Below are 16,979 nucleotides of genomic sequence, written 5' to 3'. Positions count from 1 at the left end.
TGTGTCGGTTAATCGTGTTAGCCCGGTTCTGGTGTCAGCAACCGGGGCTAACGCTCAAACGGCTCGTTCAGAGTGACGGGGGCGAGTCAGGCCACTGTTCTTTAGGTTCAGTAGCCCAGCGGTTTGCCGGATTCGTACAGCGAATGAATTTCAGTTGCTTCCAACGCTGCGTTGTAGATCGTCAGTTCATCGATCGTTCCGTCCAGATTGCGGACGGCGAACCAAGGCGTTTCGCGAAAAGGTTGGCCCCAGTTTCCAATTTCTGCGGGACCAATTCGTAGGGTGTCGATTTGATACTTGGGTTTGATTTTTTCGGCGCTGACTCGGACTCCGTTCACGTATTGCTGCACAAGTCGAGATGCTGGGTCATAGACCGCGACCAAGTGGAACCATTGCCCGCTTTTGGAGATGTCCCAAATTGGGTCCGTGATGTAGACGCGGTGCAGTCCCGCGTCTTTGACAACTCTATGGTCGCGTTCGTTGTAGAAGCTAACGCTCTGTGAATCGTCGACCATGACGGAAAACATCAATCGTCCGTCGTCGCGAATTTGCCAGTGAGGTTCGCCGTTCTCGTATCCATCGCCCATAAATAAAGCGTTGTAACGCTGGTCCAAATTGTCGATTTTGACCCAGCAAGCAAACGTGAACGCCTCGAATTCACCGTCGATGCGAGTGCGGACACGAGATCCGGGACGATCGAAATTGATCCCGTGTGACGAGGCTCCAAATCGCCCGTCGACGACCTCCGCTGGCCCCACCAACAATCCATCTCGGGTGTCATCGGTGGTGGAGCCGTTTCGAATGACGCGTCCCTCAAGTTCTGATGCGGCGAAGGTTGCAATCAGGCGGTCGTCCTCTCTCAGTGATTGCATCGAACGTCGCCATTCTTGGAAACGTTGCGTCGACGCGGATTGATCTCGCTGATACAGATCTGATGCGGTGATCATGTCTTCGATGCCTTGGCTCGAGGGAGAGCCATGCAATGTTTCGTGTTCGCCGGTGTGAAGATGTTGACCATCCCGGTCGCCGCCACGCAACATGATTTCGCCGTCGACCACTTCCACACGGGCTTGGTCAGCCGAAACATCCATCGTGAACTCAGTTCCCAGGTCGATGACTTCGGACTCCGCTGCTTTCACAGAAAAGCCACGTGCCGCTGGCGGCACGGTTGCTCGTAGCCGACCCTGGTTCACTCGGACGGACCAGTCCGATTCGATGTCGAGACTGGCCGGGCCTTCCACGATCAGCGTTGCTCCACAGAAGAAGTCAATCTCGGCGACGCCACTGTCAAATTGAAACCGACCGTTGGCCAGCACATCACCAACTTTGGCTCGGCTGGTTGGATCGGTCCATTGAAGGTCGACCGCACGACGAAGCGTTGCGTGCCCAGCGATCTGAGATTCAGATGCATCCGATCCCGTTTCAGTGATCTGCGCAATGCTCGGCGAGGGCAATCGTTGGCGTCCCAGCCAATAAGCCATTCCGCCAACCATGAAGAGTGCTGTCGCGGCGATCATCAGCGAACGGAATGCGAAAACGCTTGGCCAACGGTAGAGCGGCGGGGTGGCGGACGATGCTGGTGAGCTTTGCAAAGGAGCTGCGGCGATCTCGTGTAGTGATTCGCTCAGGTTCACCGCTTGCAAATAGGCTTGTCGTACTTCCTCGTTGTCTTCAAGCAAGTTCTGCAGTTGCTCAAAGTCTTCTGCTGGAATGGTTTGATCAATTGCCTGGTAGATTAATTTTTGTAGTGAATCATCCATGGCGAAGCTCCTGTCGCAATTGCTTTTCAACGCACTGCTGAAGTGAAGCTCGCAAGACGTTGATTTGGTAGTACAAGCGACGAGCTTTCTGCCCGGTTTCTTTCGCGATCGAAGAAACCGATTGGCCAGGTGAATGAACACTCAGGACCAATTGGCGTTGAGTCTCGTCCAGTTTTGACAAGCAGCTCTCGATGGCTCGCCGTTCCTCGTCGCGTTGTTCGAGCTGCGGCAAGGCGGACGCCGCGAGGGCTTCCACGACCGAGTCGCGAAACACCAGTCGATCGCGGCCTTGGTCGCGTTGCCAACTGAGGGCTTTGTAGCGTGCGATCACGCAAGCCCAGCGGGCAAACTCTTCGGGGTGACCTGCGTTTTGTGTGGCAAAATCATCGAATTTTCGCCAACACTCCAGTGCCGTTTCTTGCACGACGTCGTCCACCGCATCTCGGTTTGGCAGCAGTGAGCGGACGAACCGGCGGATCGACAGATCGTGTCGCGATAGCAACGCAACGAATTCGTTGTATCGCTGTTCGCGTTCGCTCGAATTGACATTGTTGGTAGGTGGATCACTCGCCGCCATTGTTTGTCCTCCACCTAGTCATTCCTCTTGGCCAGGGATTTACAATGAATTTTCCCGGGATCGATCGGGTTGTTTCCGGAGCTCGCTACTCTCTGGCACCACGAGTTTCAGTCGAATGTCTTCGCGGGTGGCATTTCGGATTGCAGCGAATCCCAAACTGAAAGCAACTTTTTCAATCGAGCAGGTTGCGTCTCGGACAAATTTTGGGTCTCGCCGGGGTCCGATTCGAGGTCAAAGAGTTCGACGGGCTGATTTTGGCGAGCTTGGACGAATTTCCAGCGGCCTTGGCGAAGTGCTCGGGCACCGCGGGGCATCCGCCACCAGACGGTTCGCTCGGAGGTGAAAGTGCCTCGGCCGATCCATGGCAACACGTTGATGCCGTCCATGTCGGTCTGGCTTTCTTGATTCAGGGCCAGTGATAGAAACGATGGGGCGATGTCGATGCTCAATACCGGTTTGTCCTCATCCGCACCGACCGGAATAGTTCCAGGCATGCTCCAAACCATCGGGATGCGAACGCCGCCTTCGTACAGACTGCCTTTGCCGCCTCGCAGCGGTGCGTTGCTGCTGGTCAGTTCCGCGGTGGGGCCACCGTTGTCACTGAAGAAAACCACCAGTGTTTCTTCCCGAAGGTTTTGCTGGTCAAGCGTCTTTAGGATCCGGCCAACGCCACGATCCATGGCGATCAACATACCCGCGAAAATCCTTCTTTGAGGATCTTCGATGTGGTCCATTCTTTGATGGTCTTTGAGTGTCGCCTGCATGGGTGAGTGCACGGCGTTGTAAGAGACCACCAGGGCAAATGGATTCGATGCCGATTGGGAGATCGAGCGGACGGCTTTGTCTGTGATCGTATCGGTCAGATATTTCCAATCGTCGATCGGTTCGGAGCCCTCCATGACTGGGTTGCCAGCATCGTATGCGGGTTCGTTGATGGGAGCGTAGTTGCCGCGAATCGTTCTTTGGTCAGTCTGGAACTGTCCGGCAGGAAGCGATTTGTCACGAAGCATCGTCCAGACATTTTCAAATGGCGGACCAGGAACGTAGTAGTGACCTTCGTGCAAGAAGCCAAAAAAACGATCGAAGCCTTTCGAGGTTGGGACCTGTGGCTGTCGAGTGCCAAGGTGCCACTTGCCGATCAGCGAAGTGTGATAGCCAGCGGACTGAAGATGTTCGACGAAGGTCTTTTGCTGTGGTGGCAAGCCCGCGTTGGGATGGTTGTTGCGTTCTCCAGTCGGGTTGAGGTCATAACCAAACCGGGATTGGTAGCGGCCCGATAGGAAGCCGGCTCGAGACGGGCTGCAATACGACGACGTCACATAGCCGCTGGTGCAGCGAACTCCCGAGCGGGCCAATGCGTCAATCGCGGGTGTTGGGATCTCGGCGTTGCCCATCATCCCGGTTTCGCCATAACCAAGATCGTCCGCGATGATCACGACAAGATTGGGTTGCGATGCGGCAGTCGATCCCTGCCAGCACAAAACTACGCTCGCCAGGATGATGCATGCAGTGAAACGGTCGGCGATCGAGCGTGGGGGCAACGCTGGCATGATGGAGCTTGGCTTGGGGGATGGTGGGGTGTTTAGTTTATCAGGGGTCTGGGGGTCTGGGGGTCTGGGGGTCTGGGGGTCTGGGGGTCTGGGGGTCTGGGGGTCTGGGGGTCTGGGAGTCTGGGAGTCTGGGAGTCTGGGAGTCTGGGAGTCTGGGAGTCTGGGAGTCTGGGAGTCTGGGAGTCTGGGAGTCTGGGAGTCTTTTGCGCATGAAAAAACCGGGCGTCTTGGGGACGCCCGGTTGATGTTTTCAACGATTCGAAGTGGCGATCACTCGCCTTCGGTCGTGCTGGATGTGGTCGAGGCTGGTTCGCCATCGCCTCCGAGCAACGGGAAGGATTCTTCGAGTGCCGAGACAGGAGCCTGCGACAATTCCTCGAGTGCTTCGCGGCGGTAGTTGACTTCCGACTCTTGGAAGATGCGGAAACCGGTACCGGCTGGAATCAAGTGACCCAAGATAACGTTCTCTTTCAAACCGACCAACTTGTCGACCTTGCCCGCCAAAGCGGCTTCGGTGAGCACCTTGGTGGTTTCTTGGAACGACGCTGCCGAGATGAACGAGTTCGACTGAACGGCGGCCTTGGTGATACCGAGCAACTGCGTGCTGGCCGTTGCGCTTTTGCAACGTTTGCCCTTGGCAGGCGTTCCGCCCATCGCTTCGACTTCAGCGTTGGTTTGTTCGAACGCTTCCTTTGGCACGATCGTGCCTTCGGTGTAGTCCGTGTCACCTGGGTTGGCGATCTTGATGCACTTCTGCAAGTCTTGGTTGGCTTTGCGGAAGTGGAATCGGTCCATCACGCTGCCGGGCAACAGGTTGGTGTCGCCGGCGTTCTCGATCTTCACCTTGCGAAGCATGCGAGCGATGATGATTTCGCCGTGCTTGTCGTTGATTTCCACACGCTGGCTGCGATAGACCTGTTGGATTTCGTGCAGCAAGTATTGCTGAACGGCTTCTTCCCCGGTCACACGCAAGATGTCGTGAGGAACCAACGCACCATCGACCAAGGCTTGACCAGCCTTCACGATGTCGCCGGTGTGCACCAAGAAGTGCTTCCCGTGAGGCACCAAGTGCTCGCGTTCGATCCCAGATTCGCTGCGGACGATAATCGTTCGCTTACCGCGTTTGCGTTCGCTGAGAATTTCGACTTCGCCGTCGACTTCCGCGATCACAGCCGGATCCTTTGGCTTACGAGCCTCGAAGATCTCGGTCACACGAGGCAGACCACCGGTGATGTCCGAGACACCGCCCGTTTCACGAGGCATTTCAGCGAGGACCTTACCGGGAATGACTTCTTCGCCTTCCTTGACCGAGATCGTTGCACGTTCGGGCAAGTACTGTGCGTGAAGCGGACGACCGGTTTCGTCTTCGATGACCAACTGCGGGTGCAAGTCACCCTTGTGGTCAATGATCGTCATCCGGGTGTTACCGCTGGCTTCGCGATCCAGACGCATCGTTTCGCCTTCGACGACGTCTTCGAAGCGAATCTTACCGGTCACTTCCGACAAAATCGGAATTGAGTACGGGTTCCATTCGCAGAGAACTTGTCCGGCGGTGACTTTGTCGCCTTCTTTGACCATCAGCATGGCACCGGTCGGGATGTCGTACGACTCGACTTCCCGGCCACGTTCGTCGACCAACATGATTTGACCGTTTCGCGTCAGAACGATGTCTCGTCCTTCGGCGTTCGTCACGGCCTTCATTCGTGTCAGGCGAACTTCACCGTCACGAGCCGTTTTGATGTCTGACTCTTCGACTTGCTTGCTCACTGAACCACCGATGTGGAACGTACGCATCGTCAACTGAGTACCAGGTTCTCCGATCGATTGAGCGGCGATGATACCGACAGCCATGCCTTCTTCGACCATCGATCCGGTCGACATGTCCATTCCGTAGCAGCATCGGCAAACACCCAGAGGTGCGTCGCAGGACATCGGCGTACGAACTTGGATTTTTTCCAGCCCCATCGCTTCGATGTTGCGGGCGATTTCCGGAGTGATCATCTGGTTCGCTTCCACGATCACTTCGTCCGTGACCGGGTTGACGATCGACTTCAGGCTGACGCGACCGTTGATCGATTCGGCGAGCGAAACCTCGACCTTTTCACCACGGTAAACGACACCCTTCGTGATGCCTTGAGTGGTGCCGCAGTCATGCATGGTGACCACAACGTTCTGAGCCACGTCGGCCAGCTTACGAGTCAGGTAACCAGAGTCAGCTGTTTTCAACGCCGTGTCAGCCAGACCCTTACGAGCACCGTGCGTGGACGAGAAGTACTCGAGCACAGACAGGCCTTCGCGGAAGTTTGCCTTAATCGGCGTTTCGATGATTTCACCGGTTGGCTTGGCCATCAGACCACGCATACCAGCGAGCTGACGAATTTGCTCGATACCACCCCGTGCACCCGAGTGCGACATCAAGAAAACGGGGTTGATGTACCAGCCGCCTGGACGGATGTCGTTTTCCATCGCCGACATCATGTCTGCCGTGATGGCTTCCCGAGCGTGGGTCCAAGCATCGAGAACCTGGTTGTATCGTTCCTTGCCCGTCATCAGACCACGGTCATAAGCCTTCTTGTGCTTCATGACCTCTTTTTCAGCTTCCTTGATGAACTGCAGCTTCGTGTCCGGAGTCACCAAGTCATCCGTCGCGAACGACAGACCACTGCGGGTGGATTCGCGGAAACCAGTTTGCATCATGTCATCGAGCAAGTGAATCGTTGCTTTGCGTCCGAGGCGCTGATAGCAATCACTGATCGATTTGGCCAAGTCACCGCTACGCATGGCACGGTTGTAGAAATCCATCCCGACGGGCAGCATTTCGTTGAAGCGAACACGACCAGGAGTGGTATCGATGACCGCTCCGTATTCGCCGCTCTCGTCGTCCGTTTTCAGTTTCTGGTACTTCGGCAAACGCAATTTGATTCGCGTGTGCAAAGCAACAACGCCTTGAGCCAACGCGTAGTCGACCTCTTCGTAGGTGCTGAACGTCATGCCCTCGCCCTTTTGATCGGGCATCTCAACGGTCATGAAGTAGCAACCCATGACGATGTCCTGCGAAGGACTCATGATGGGCTTTCCGTTCGAAGGAGCGAACACGTTGTTCGTGCTCATCATCAACGTGTGAGCTTCGACTTGGGCTTCGATCGAAAGCGGCAAGTGAACCGCCATTTGGTCGCCGTCGAAGTCGGCGTTGAAGCCTTTGCAAACCAGTGGGTGCAAGTGGATCGCGTTGCCTTCGACCAAGGTTGGTTCGAAAGCTTGGATGCCCATCCGGTGAAGCGTTGGTGCTCGGTTGAGCAACACGGGGTGGTTCGTGATGACTTGCTCGAGGATATCCCAAACTTCTTCGTCTTTTCGTTCGAGCATCTTCTTGGCCGACTTGATTGTGTCAGCGTGGCCAAGCTCTTTGAGGCGACGAATGATGAACGGTTGGTACAGTTCGAGCGCGATCTTCTTTGGCAAACCGCATTGGTGCAGTTTCAAGCGAGGACCGACCACGATGACCGAACGGGCCGAGTAATCGACTCGCTTGCCCAACAGGTTTTCACGGAATCGACCCTGTTTTCCCTTGATCATGTCGGTCAAGGATTTCAGCGGACGGTTCGACGAACCCAACACGGGACGCTTGCAACGGTTGTTGTCGAATAGTGCGTCGACCGACTGTTGCAGCATTCGCTTTTCGTTGCGAATGATAACTTCGGGTGCGTTCAGATCGACCAGTTTGCGCAAACGGTTGTTGCGGTTGATGATCCGGCGATACAGGTCGTTCAGGTCGGACGTGGCGAAGTTGCCGCTGTCCAGCAACACCAACGGACGCAGATCGGGAGGAATGACCGGGATGACATCGAGGACCATCCACTCGGGACGGTTGTCGCTGTCACGGATCGACTCGACGATCTTCAGTCGGTTGATCAGATCTTTCTTCTTTTGCTTGCTGCCGGTTTCAGCCAAGTCAACACGCAGTTGATCGGACAGCGTGACGAGGTCGAGCTTGTTCAGCAGATCGCGAACAGCTTCGGCACCCATGTCGGCTTGGAAGCTTCCGGCACCGTACTGTTGGCGTGCAGCGCGGTATTCCTCTTCGGTGAGGAGTTGCAGCATTTCCAGGTCGGTGTCCTTGGGATCCGTGACCACGTAATCCTGGAAGTAGATGACCTTTTCCAGCGAGCTGGTTTTCATCGCGAGCAAGTTGCCCAGTCGCGAAGGCATGGCTTTGAAGAACCAGATGTGAACGACGGGAGCCGCCAATTCGATGTGGCCCATGCGTTTACGACGCACGCGACTGTGGGTGACCTTCACGCCGCAGCGGTCGCAGATCATCCCTTTGTATTTCATCCCACGGTATTTGCCGCAGGCACATTCCCAGTCCTTCTCAGGGCCAAAGATGCGTTCGCAGAACAGACCGTCTTTTTCAGGACGATAGGTTCGGTAGTTGATCGTTTCAGGCTTTTTGACCTCACCGAACGACCAAGCTTTGATGTCTTGAGGTCGCGCCAACGAGATACGGACGGAGGCGTAATCGTTGATGCGATCGTAGTTGCTGGTTTCGCCAATGGACATTCTGAGAAGCTCCTAGCTATTAGCAGTTCGCCGCTAGCTTTTTTGCTGGTGCAATTGATGTTGGGAAGAAGGTCAGAAGACGGGGGTGAGTCATTCTTCTGACGCTTGAGTTCGAAAACCGGGGGAGTTCAAAACCGGGGAAGGTCTCGCGTTCGCCCCGTCCAGGCCAGCGTGATGCTGGCCCGAACAACCAAAGCTGCTAACTCAACGCTAGCAGCGTATGGCTTCCTTAGATCGGCCGTTTCTCGAGTTGCATGTTCAGGGCCAGACCACGAATTTCGTTGGTCAACACGTCGAAGCTGGCAGGTGTACCGGCTTCGAGGGTGTTTTCTCCCTTGACCATCGATTCGTAGATCTTGGTTCGACCTTCCACATCGTCGGATTTCACCGTCAGCAATTCTTGCAGGATGTAAGCGGCACCGTATGCCTCCAACGCCCAAACTTCCATCTCGCCGAAGCGTTGGCCGCCGAAGCGAGCCTTGCCGCCGAGCGGTTGCTGCGTGATCAACGAGTATGGTCCGGTGCTGCGTGCGTGGACCTTGTCGTCGACCAAGTGGTGAAGCTTCAACATATAGATGTAGCCAACCGTTGTTTCCTGTTCCATCGGCTCACCGGTACGACCGTCCGTCAAACGAATCTTCCCGTGGGCTGGCAAACCAGCTTCGGCCAAGCAGTCGTTGATTTCCGATTCGCTGGCACCGTCGAAGATTGGCGTGAGAGCTTGGAATCCAAGCTTAGCTCCCGCCCAACCGAGGTGAGTTTCCAAAATCTGTCCCACGTTCATCCGGCTGGGAACTCCCAGCGGGTTGAGCATGATCTGAATTGGCGTTCCATCGGGCAAGAACGGCATGTCTTCGATCGGAAGGATCTTCGCGATCACACCCTTGTTCCCGTGGCGGCCGGCCATCTTGTCACCGACGCTGATCGTTCGCTTGGTCGCGATGTAAATCTTGACCATTTGCAGCACACCGGAGCGAAGTTCATCGCCACGTTTCATGCTGTTCAGCTTGCGATCGCGTTCGTCGATGGCTTGCTCGACGTTTTGCCACTGCGTTTGGTGAATCTTCTCAGCAGCCTTGCGTTGTTCTTCGTCTTCGATCTGTTCGAGGACGAGTTCCAAGCGGAAGCTGGTCGCACGTTCGGCGACGAACTTGGGGTCTTGCCCGTCGGCGAGTGGCGTGCCAGTCGAATCCTTGAACTTGACTCCGGAAGCTTCTTCCATGTCACGAACCAACGACTCAAACGTGCTGGCAATTTCTTCGTTGCCTTCCGTCTCGTGTTGCTTCAGTTCACGTTCGAATGCCTTCCGTTCGTCTTCGCCAAGGCTCATTCGGCGGCTGAATTTCTGCGTGTCGATGACGATGCCTTCGATGCCCGATGGCACTTCCAGCGAATCGTTTTTCACATCTTCACCGGCCCGACCGAAGATAGCGTGAAGCAACTTTTCTTCCGGTGTCAGTTCGGTCTTGCTCTTTGGCGAAACCTTGCCGACCAGGATGTCACCAGGCTTCACATAAGTGCCGGTCTGAACGATCCCGGTGTCATCCAAGTTGCGAAGAGCTTTCTCGGAAACGTTCGGGATGTCTCGCGTGAATTCTTCGCGACCGAGTTTGGTTTCGCGAATTTCGACGTCGAAGTCTTCGATGTGGATCGAGGTGTACGTGTCATTTCGCACCAGCTCTTCGCTGATGATGATCGCATCCTCGTAGTTGAATCCGTCGAACGACATGAAGCCGACCAAAACGTTTCGTCCGAGAGCCAGTTCACCTTTTTGGGTGGCGGCACCATCGGCGATGATTTGGCCCTTTTCGACCTTGTCACCCACGGTGATGAGTGGCTTTTGGTTTTGGCAGGTCCGTTCGTTGAGTCCTTGGTACTTCTTCAACGGGTAGTGATCGCTGCCGATTTCGATGCGAGTCGCATCGGCGTAAGTCACTTTGCCCGCACGGCGAGCACGCACGACCATCGCACTGTTCTTGGCGACTTCACGTTCCATTCCGGTACCGACAATTGGCGGCTCGGTGACCAACAATGGCACCGCTTGCCGCTGCATGTTCGATCCCATCAAAGCACGGTTTGCATCATCGTGCTCAAGGAACGGAATCAGCCCAGCCGAGACACCGACCATCTGTGCGGGAGCGACGTCCATGAAGGACACTTGCTCTGGCATCACGATTTCGAAGTCACTGCGGAACCGGGCGATCATGTTAGGGCCGGGGACCAACGCACCGTCTTTGACTTCGGTGTCGGCAGGTGCGACGTAAGATTCGCCTTCTTCATCGGCACGCAACCAAACGGTTTCGTCGCTGATCTTGCCGTCGATCACTTTGCGGAACGGTGTGCAAAGGAATCCGTAATCATCGACGCCGGCATAAATTGCCAACGAGCTGATCAGACCAATGTTCGTGCCTTCGGGAGTCTCAATCGGGCAGATACGACCGTAGTGAGAAATGTGCACGTCGCGAACTTCGAAGCCCGCACGTTTCCGGTTCAAACCACCAGGGCCGAGTGCTGACAGGCGACGTTCGTGAGCCAACTGCGACAGCGGGTTCGTCTGGTCAACGACCTGGGAGAGTTCGCCACGACCGAAGAAGAAATCGATCGCTGCCGAAACGCTTTTGGGGTTGATCAAAGAACGAGGCGTCATGTCTTGAGCGTCTTTAACACTCATGCGTTCTTGAACCGTACGACGCAGTTTCAAGAATCCCTTGCGGAGTTCTTCGCTGGCCAGTTCGTCAATCGTTCGCAAACGACGGTTGCCAAGGTGGTCAATGTCGTCGATCTCGGCACCGCTGTCCGCATCGAACAAGTCGATCAGATAGCGGATCGCGGCGATCATGTCGTCAGGACGCAACGTCATCACGGTCTCTTCGACGCCCAGGTCGAGTTTTCGATTCAGGCGGAAGCGGCCGACTTTACCGAGACGGTAACGGTTGTCGTCGTAGAACTTCTCTTGGAACAGCGTGCGAGCTTTTTCCAATTGAGGCGGGTTGCCTGGACGCAGACGTTGGTAGATCCGCAGCAAGGCTTCTTCGTGGCTGGCGGTGTTGTCGTCAGCAAGGGTGTTAAAGATCAAAGGAACCTTTGGCAGGTCCATTGCTTCGACCGAAGTCACGCCAGCGTTGCAAATCGTTTCCGATAGCTCGGTGGTGATTTTGTAGCCAGCTTCCACGATGATTTCACCCGCACGCTCGTGGCCGCTTGGGTAAACGACATCGTCGACGGCGATCTTGTTTTCGATCTTGGTCGAGTCCTTGCCACCGTTCACCTTGATGGTGCCGGTTTCGTAGAACGCCGACAGCAAATCCGCATCGGTGCTGTACTTCGGATCCATCGCACGCAGCAACATTGTCGCGGCGAACTTGCCGCTTTGGTCAATGCGAACGGTCAACGCGTCTTTCTTGGTGACGTTGACTTCGATCCAGGATCCTCGTTCAGGAATCACGCGGCACGATGGCAATTTGCGATCGGTCGTCGTGTCTTGTTCCAGAACGAAGTCGACACCGGGGCTGCGGTGCAACTGCGAAACGACCACACGCTCGGCACCGTTGATGATGAATTCACCACCGCCCAGCATGATCGGCAGGTCGCCCAGATAGACTTCCTCTTCGATTGGCTCTTCGCGGTTCAGACGCAACCAAATTCGCAGCGGACGACCATAAGTCAAACGCAGCTGACGGCATTCCTGAATGGTGTAGCGAGGTTTCCCCAGCTCGTAGTACAGGTACTCCAGCGTCGTGTTCCCGTCGTAACTGGCGATCGGGAAGATCTCCCTCAACACGGACTCCAGCCCGTGATCTTTGCGAGCGTTGCTGGCCGCATCTTCTTGCAAGAATGCCGCGTAGGACACTGTTTGCAGGGCGGTCAGGTCAGGCAAATCGAATTGGCCGAGGCCGGTTCCGAATTTGCGAATCGAGGTGGGTTCGAGGCGACGCTGAGTCGTAGTTGCCATCGTGAGTGGGAGCTCCTTCGCGGGGAAGAACAAAAACACCAACACAGCCCGGAATCCGCCCACACATTGTTTGGAGCTTGATTCGTCGAAACCGCATCAATGAGATGACGAAATTGGTTCGTGGGAACTCCGACGGTGAATACCGCTTGTCAGAATGGACTGTCTCTTTCCAACATTGAAAAAATCGACGAAATCGAAAATTTGAATGCGGTTCCCGTTCCAAAATGCACTCCGAGACGGAATCAGAAGCGAGAAACCGATCGCCAACAAACGAATCCGTTCGATGGAATTGGCTTCGCGAACAGAACCGCGAAAGGAATGGAGGGAACGTAACTCTAAGCTCACGAAGGACTTCGCGAAAGAAAAGCTAGTTGGGAAAAGGGGAGGACAGAACGAATACAGACGCGTCACGCAACACCGGGCCGAAGATCACTTTCGAAACTTTAACGATTGATCTTGCATCCGCAAAGGGCAACCAAACGAATTTTGGTCTGGTTTATGCTCAGCGGGATTTCGGCTGCATTTTAAGAAGCGAGCGTCCGCGGCCGGGCACGTCATGTGCCCGGCCCGTGAAGCCGTCGTGAGCAATCGATTCAAAACCGGTCTCGCACGAGATTGTCGCGAAAAACGATGGTTTTGAGGCAATTCATCAACGATGTCAGCCCGTGGCCGCAAGCTGACCGCGTCCGGCTCCACGCTAGGCGAACTCGCGGAAGTGAGGCTAAGCCTACGTGCATTGATGGGGCGGTCAACATCTGATTCTTCAATTTTGACCGCGCGCACCAAGAACTCATCAAATCTAGATTTGGTAGTCAAAGTGATGGCAGTTTGCTAACCAACGTTGCCGGTTCAGGTTAAGTCACCCAGGTCGCCGAGGCTGCTTTGCTAGCAAATGCTGCCAGGCAGAAAAAAAAGTCCCCGTGAAGTGCCTATAGACTTCTCGCCCGCTTTTCCCAGTCACGCTAGGTTGTCTGTTTGTCGCACGTGGCCGGGCTTTTCCGCCGCGATTGGTGGTTCCTCACTCCAAGACCCTGTCGAATGTGGTCGCGACGCCCCTTCTGCTAGATTCTCGATCTCGTCCGTACTTTTTCAGGGAGCCAACATGCCAGCTGCTGAGCCATCCTCCAGCGAAGTTCAGTTTTCCGGTCCTGTTCACTTGGCGGTTGATGTTGGGGCATCCAGCGGTCGGGTGATCGCTGGCGGAGTGAACGACGGTCGACTCGAGCTCGTCGAAACGGGACGGTTTGTGAATCGGCCGCTGAAGGTCCAGGACGCGATGCTGTGGAATCACCTGCAGTTGTGGCAGGACATTCAGGACGGGCTTAGGGATGCCGCATTGAGAGCTCAGTCGAGCTGGACACAGGCGACGATCGCTTCCGTCGGGGTGGATACCTGGGGCGTCAGTTTTGGCTTCGTCGATCCGCGCGACCAAATCGCTGGTCCGGTTTGGCACTACCGCGACGCCCGCCACCGCGGGATGGCCGACAAGATCTGCGAGATTGTTCCTCGCGAAACGATCTTTGAAGAGACCGGCATGCAGTTCATGGACATCAACTCACTGTGTCAGTTGATTGCGGCCAAGCAGAATGGCGACTCGGTTTTCGAAACGGCAGAATCATTCTTGATGATGGGCGACCTGTTTCATTGGTTGTTGTCGGGAGAGCGATCGATCGAAGCGAGCAACGCTTCCACGACTCAGTTGCTCAATCCGGCAACGCAAAGTTGGTCAACGAAGTTGTTGGACGGATTCGGGTTGCCCCACAAATGGTTTGCGGAGCCCACGCCTGCCGGAACAACGATCGGCAATGTCCAGTCCAGCGTCGCGATCGAAACCGGCTTGCACGATGTGCCGGTGATCTTGCCGGCGACCCACGACACAGCATCGGCGGTGCTGGCCGTTCCCGCAGAAGGCTTTGCACCGGCGTCACCGGATTGGTGTTACATCAGTTCGGGGACGTGGTCTTTGATGGGAGTCGAGATTCCGCAGCCGAACGTTTCGCCTTTGTGCGCGGAGTTGAACTTCACCAACGAAGGTGGAGTCCGAGGAAGCACGCGATTGCTGCAGAACATCGGCGGGCTGTGGATCTACCAGCAGATTCGGGCGGCACTGGATCGTCAAGGCGACGCACCGTCGTGGGCCGAGATGACTCAGGCCGCTGCCGGCGCCGAACCGTTCGCCTTGTTGGTCAATCCAGATGATCCCGCTCTTGTCGCGCCGGACAACATGATCGATGCCATCTGCGGATTGGCTGGTCGGACCGGTCAACGAGTTCCTACGGACAACGGTGTCTTGTTCCGCGGCGCCTTGGAAGGGCTGGCACTTCGCTATCGAATGTGTTTGCAGCATCTGGAATCACTGACTCAATCGCACATCAAGACTATCCATATCGTGGGCGGCGGTTCACTCAACGCGTTGCTTTGTCAGATGACCGCCGACGCTTGCGGCCGCTGTGTTGTTGCCGGTCCGGTCGAAGCGACCGCGATCGGGAACATCTTGATGCAAATGATCGGAAGCGGTTCATTGCATTCGATCGATGAGGCTCGCCAATTGGTGCGACACAGTTTCCCGACGCAAACCTACGAGCCTCAGCTGACAGATCGCTGGGACGAACCCGCGGCCAAGTTCGCGACTTTCTTCGAGTGAGAACGCGATGCCGGCTTTCGATCCGATGAATGCTGAGCAACAAAGGCTGGCGGCACGCAAGGAGGAGATTCGAACGGCCGCGCACGCAGCCCGTCGCGAACAAGCTGACAAAGACATCCTGAGTCGAGCGATCACCGACGTTGTCATGCAGTTGCCGGTCTATCAATCGGCTCAATGCGTGATGTGGTACATCGACGTCCGATCCGAAGTTCGGACTCGGCACGCTTTGCAGCCAGCGATCCGAAGTGGCAAACGCATCATCGTTCCTTTTTGCGTCGACGGCGAACTGGAGCTCTTTCATTTGGAATCGATGCAAGAGCTTTCCGAAGGAGCGTATGGGATTTTGGAACCTCGCGTTGAACTGCGACACGAGGCGTCCAAGCGAGTCGCTGCGACTGATTTGGATCTGATTTTGGTTCCCGGCGTTGGCTTTGATCGACGGGGAGGCCGTGTCGGACATGGCAAAGGTTACTACGACAAATTGCTTCGAAGTGTCCGTCGCGATACCGCGTTGGTTGCAATCGCTTTCGAGTGCCAAATGTTCGACGCGATCCCGATGCAGCCTCATGACATCTTCATGGACATGGTCGTCACCGAGCAGCAGATCTGCCAGCGCATCGAATGACCTGCTCTTGATTGATGCGAGCAACTTGTCAGGCGGAAACTTAGGTAGGATTTTGAAGCCAATGCTTTCCGCCGGGCTCGACTGTGCCGGCTTCGTTTCATGATGTCCCAAGAAAAGAGTGATGCCAATGTTTCGTGTTGGATCGATTGCTTCGGCGTGTTTTTGCTGTTGCGTCTCGTTGGGGGCGATTCCGCATCCAGTGGTTGTTTGGTCGCAAGATGCTTCGGCGGGTCGATCAGATCAGTCAGAGACGAAGCCGGCGGAGGTTGGGCTGTTGGAGCTGCAACTTCTTACTCGTGACATGGAGCTTTCCAAGGAGGTCGGGCTGACCACCGAGCAGAGAAAAACGATCTTGGTGGCGATGCAAAAGTACCGGGATGCGACGATGAAAGGATTCCGAGCAAAAACCGGCGAGCGAGTTGCGCCGGACGAGATGAAGAGGTTGATGGATGCGGCTGTTCGTGACGCCATGGAGGCTATGAGCAAGGAGCAAGCGGAAAAATTGTTGGAGGTATCAGAGAGGAAAAAGGCAGAGAGAGCCGCCACTCCTCGACCTCCTCGGTTCTCTTCTGAGAAACTGAACGAGATGAGGGAGCTCAGTCAAATTCAGTCCAAGTTAATGCGATTGTCATACGACACCGAACTGTCGGAGGAGTTGGAGCTCACTGCCGAGCAGCGGGTGGAACTCAGTGAAGTGCAGAGGGAGTATCGAAGTGCTTCCGAAGAGCTGCGCAAAGACAGCAAAACAATGGATCTTGGTCAGCGGAATGAGCTGCTACAGAAGTTGGTGATGGATTCGCAGACCATCCTCTCTCCCGATCAATCTGAGAAGTTGGCGTTCGAGATTAAGGTTGAACGATTGAAACGAGAGCATGGTGACGAGTTCGCTTTGATCAATGGCCTGGCTGATGACTACGGATTAGATGATCGAGCCAAAGCGAAACTGAGCGAGAAGATCCAAGAGGTTCGGAAGGACTACTACGACGATTGGATGGCTCTTAAGAAGAAATCGATGGAAGCAATCATCAATGAGTTGCCGCGAAAGCACCGCGAAGAAGCGGAAGCTGCGGTGCAGGATTTTGTCGACGAAGACCCTCGCGACAAAATGAATCGGTCTCGTTTCTCGCTTCCGGTAAGGAAGTGAATCATCAACGAATTCTCAATTTGCTCTGCCCGGATTCAGCACAGCTTTTGCGGCCACTCTTTCGCGATTGGATCGCAGGTCGGTTGTGCGGGTTGGGCAAGATGCGGTGTCGCGATGGTCTGCTAACCGTGTCGCAATTTCTGGGCGGACGTTGGACGATAAGCCAA

The 16,979-nt window shown here is 55.5% G+C and carries 8 protein-coding genes; 3 read left to right on the top strand and 5 right to left on the bottom strand.

Going from position 1 to position 16,979, the window contains the following annotated elements; genetic code table 11:
* Positions 1–107: 107 nt before the first annotated feature.
* From CEE69_RS08030 to rpoB, 5 genes are all read right to left on the bottom strand, one after another.
* The gene (locus CEE69_RS08030) at positions 108–1,760 is read right to left on the bottom strand and encodes a LamG-like jellyroll fold domain-containing protein (protein WP_099260210.1); all 1,653 of its coding nucleotides are present in this window, start codon (positions 1,758–1,760) and stop codon (positions 108–110) included.
* Positions 1,753–2,337 (bottom strand): sigma-70 family RNA polymerase sigma factor, encoded by a 585-nt coding sequence (locus CEE69_RS08025; RefSeq protein WP_099260209.1) that lies wholly within the window; start codon positions 2,335–2,337, stop codon positions 1,753–1,755. The genes CEE69_RS08030 and CEE69_RS08025 overlap by 8 nt, the downstream gene beginning before the upstream one ends.
* A gap of 107 nt (positions 2,338–2,444) precedes the next feature.
* Positions 2,445–3,887 carry a sulfatase family protein gene (locus CEE69_RS08020; protein WP_099260208.1) on the bottom strand — a complete coding sequence of 481 codons (1,443 nt, stop codon included), beginning with the start codon at positions 3,885–3,887 and terminating at the stop codon, positions 2,445–2,447.
* 270 nt (positions 3,888–4,157) lie between these two features.
* Positions 4,158–8,447 (bottom strand): DNA-directed RNA polymerase subunit beta', encoded by a 4,290-nt coding sequence (gene rpoC, locus CEE69_RS08010; protein ID WP_099260207.1) that lies wholly within the window; start codon positions 8,445–8,447, stop codon positions 4,158–4,160.
* A 229-nt stretch (positions 8,448–8,676) separates the two neighbouring features.
* On the bottom strand, positions 8,677–12,399 hold the full coding sequence (gene rpoB / locus CEE69_RS08005; RefSeq protein ID WP_199169826.1) for a DNA-directed RNA polymerase subunit beta: 3,723 nt from the start codon (positions 12,397–12,399) through the stop codon (positions 8,677–8,679).
* Positions 12,400–13,501: 1,102 nt separating this feature from the next.
* Here rpoB and CEE69_RS07990 point away from each other — a divergent pair.
* The 3 genes from CEE69_RS07990 (at position 13,502) to CEE69_RS07980 (ending at position 16,812) form a co-directional block, all read left to right on the top strand.
* Positions 13,502–15,043, top strand: coding sequence for a rhamnulokinase (locus CEE69_RS07990; protein ID WP_099260204.1), 1,542 nt, complete (start codon positions 13,502–13,504; stop codon positions 15,041–15,043).
* Positions 15,044–15,050: 7 nt separating this feature from the next.
* Positions 15,051–15,668 carry a 5-formyltetrahydrofolate cyclo-ligase gene (locus CEE69_RS07985; RefSeq protein ID WP_233215037.1) on the top strand — a complete coding sequence of 206 codons (618 nt, stop codon included), beginning with the start codon at positions 15,051–15,053 and terminating at the stop codon, positions 15,666–15,668.
* Between the two features lie 121 nt (positions 15,669–15,789).
* Positions 15,790–16,812: a hypothetical protein gene (locus CEE69_RS07980; RefSeq protein ID WP_233215036.1), complete on the top strand. Its 1,023-nt coding sequence runs from the start codon at positions 15,790–15,792 to the stop codon at positions 16,810–16,812.
* Positions 16,813–16,979: the final 167 nt, after the last annotated feature.

Origin of the sequence: Rhodopirellula bahusiensis, from assembly GCF_002727185.1 — a bacterium.
In the GTDB taxonomy this organism is placed as follows: Bacteria; Planctomycetota; Planctomycetia; order Pirellulales; family Pirellulaceae; genus Rhodopirellula; species Rhodopirellula bahusiensis.
This window is presented reverse-complemented; position numbering and strand designations above follow the sequence as displayed.

Excerpts from the sequence above, each read along its gene's own strand:
- CEE69_RS08030 (WP_099260210.1), bottom strand. The coding sequence starts at position 1,760 with ATGGATGATTCACTACAAAAATTAATCTACCAGGCAATTGATCAAACC.
- CEE69_RS08025 (WP_099260209.1), bottom strand. The coding sequence starts at position 2,337 with ATGGCGGCGAGTGATCCACCTACCAACAATGTCAATTCGAGCGAACGC.
- CEE69_RS08020 (WP_099260208.1), bottom strand. The coding sequence starts at position 3,887 with ATGCCAGCGTTGCCCCCACGCTCGATCGCCGACCGTTTCACTGCATGC.
- rpoC (WP_099260207.1), bottom strand. The coding sequence starts at position 8,447 with ATGTCCATTGGCGAAACCAGCAACTACGATCGCATCAACGATTACGCC.
- rpoB (WP_199169826.1), bottom strand. The coding sequence starts at position 12,399 with ATGGCAACTACGACTCAGCGTCGCCTCGAACCCACCTCGATTCGCAAA.
- CEE69_RS07990 (WP_099260204.1), top strand. The coding sequence starts at position 13,502 with ATGCCAGCTGCTGAGCCATCCTCCAGCGAAGTTCAGTTTTCCGGTCCT.
- CEE69_RS07985 (WP_233215037.1), top strand. The coding sequence starts at position 15,051 with ATGCCGGCTTTCGATCCGATGAATGCTGAGCAACAAAGGCTGGCGGCA.
- CEE69_RS07980 (WP_233215036.1), top strand. The coding sequence starts at position 15,790 with ATGCCAATGTTTCGTGTTGGATCGATTGCTTCGGCGTGTTTTTGCTGT.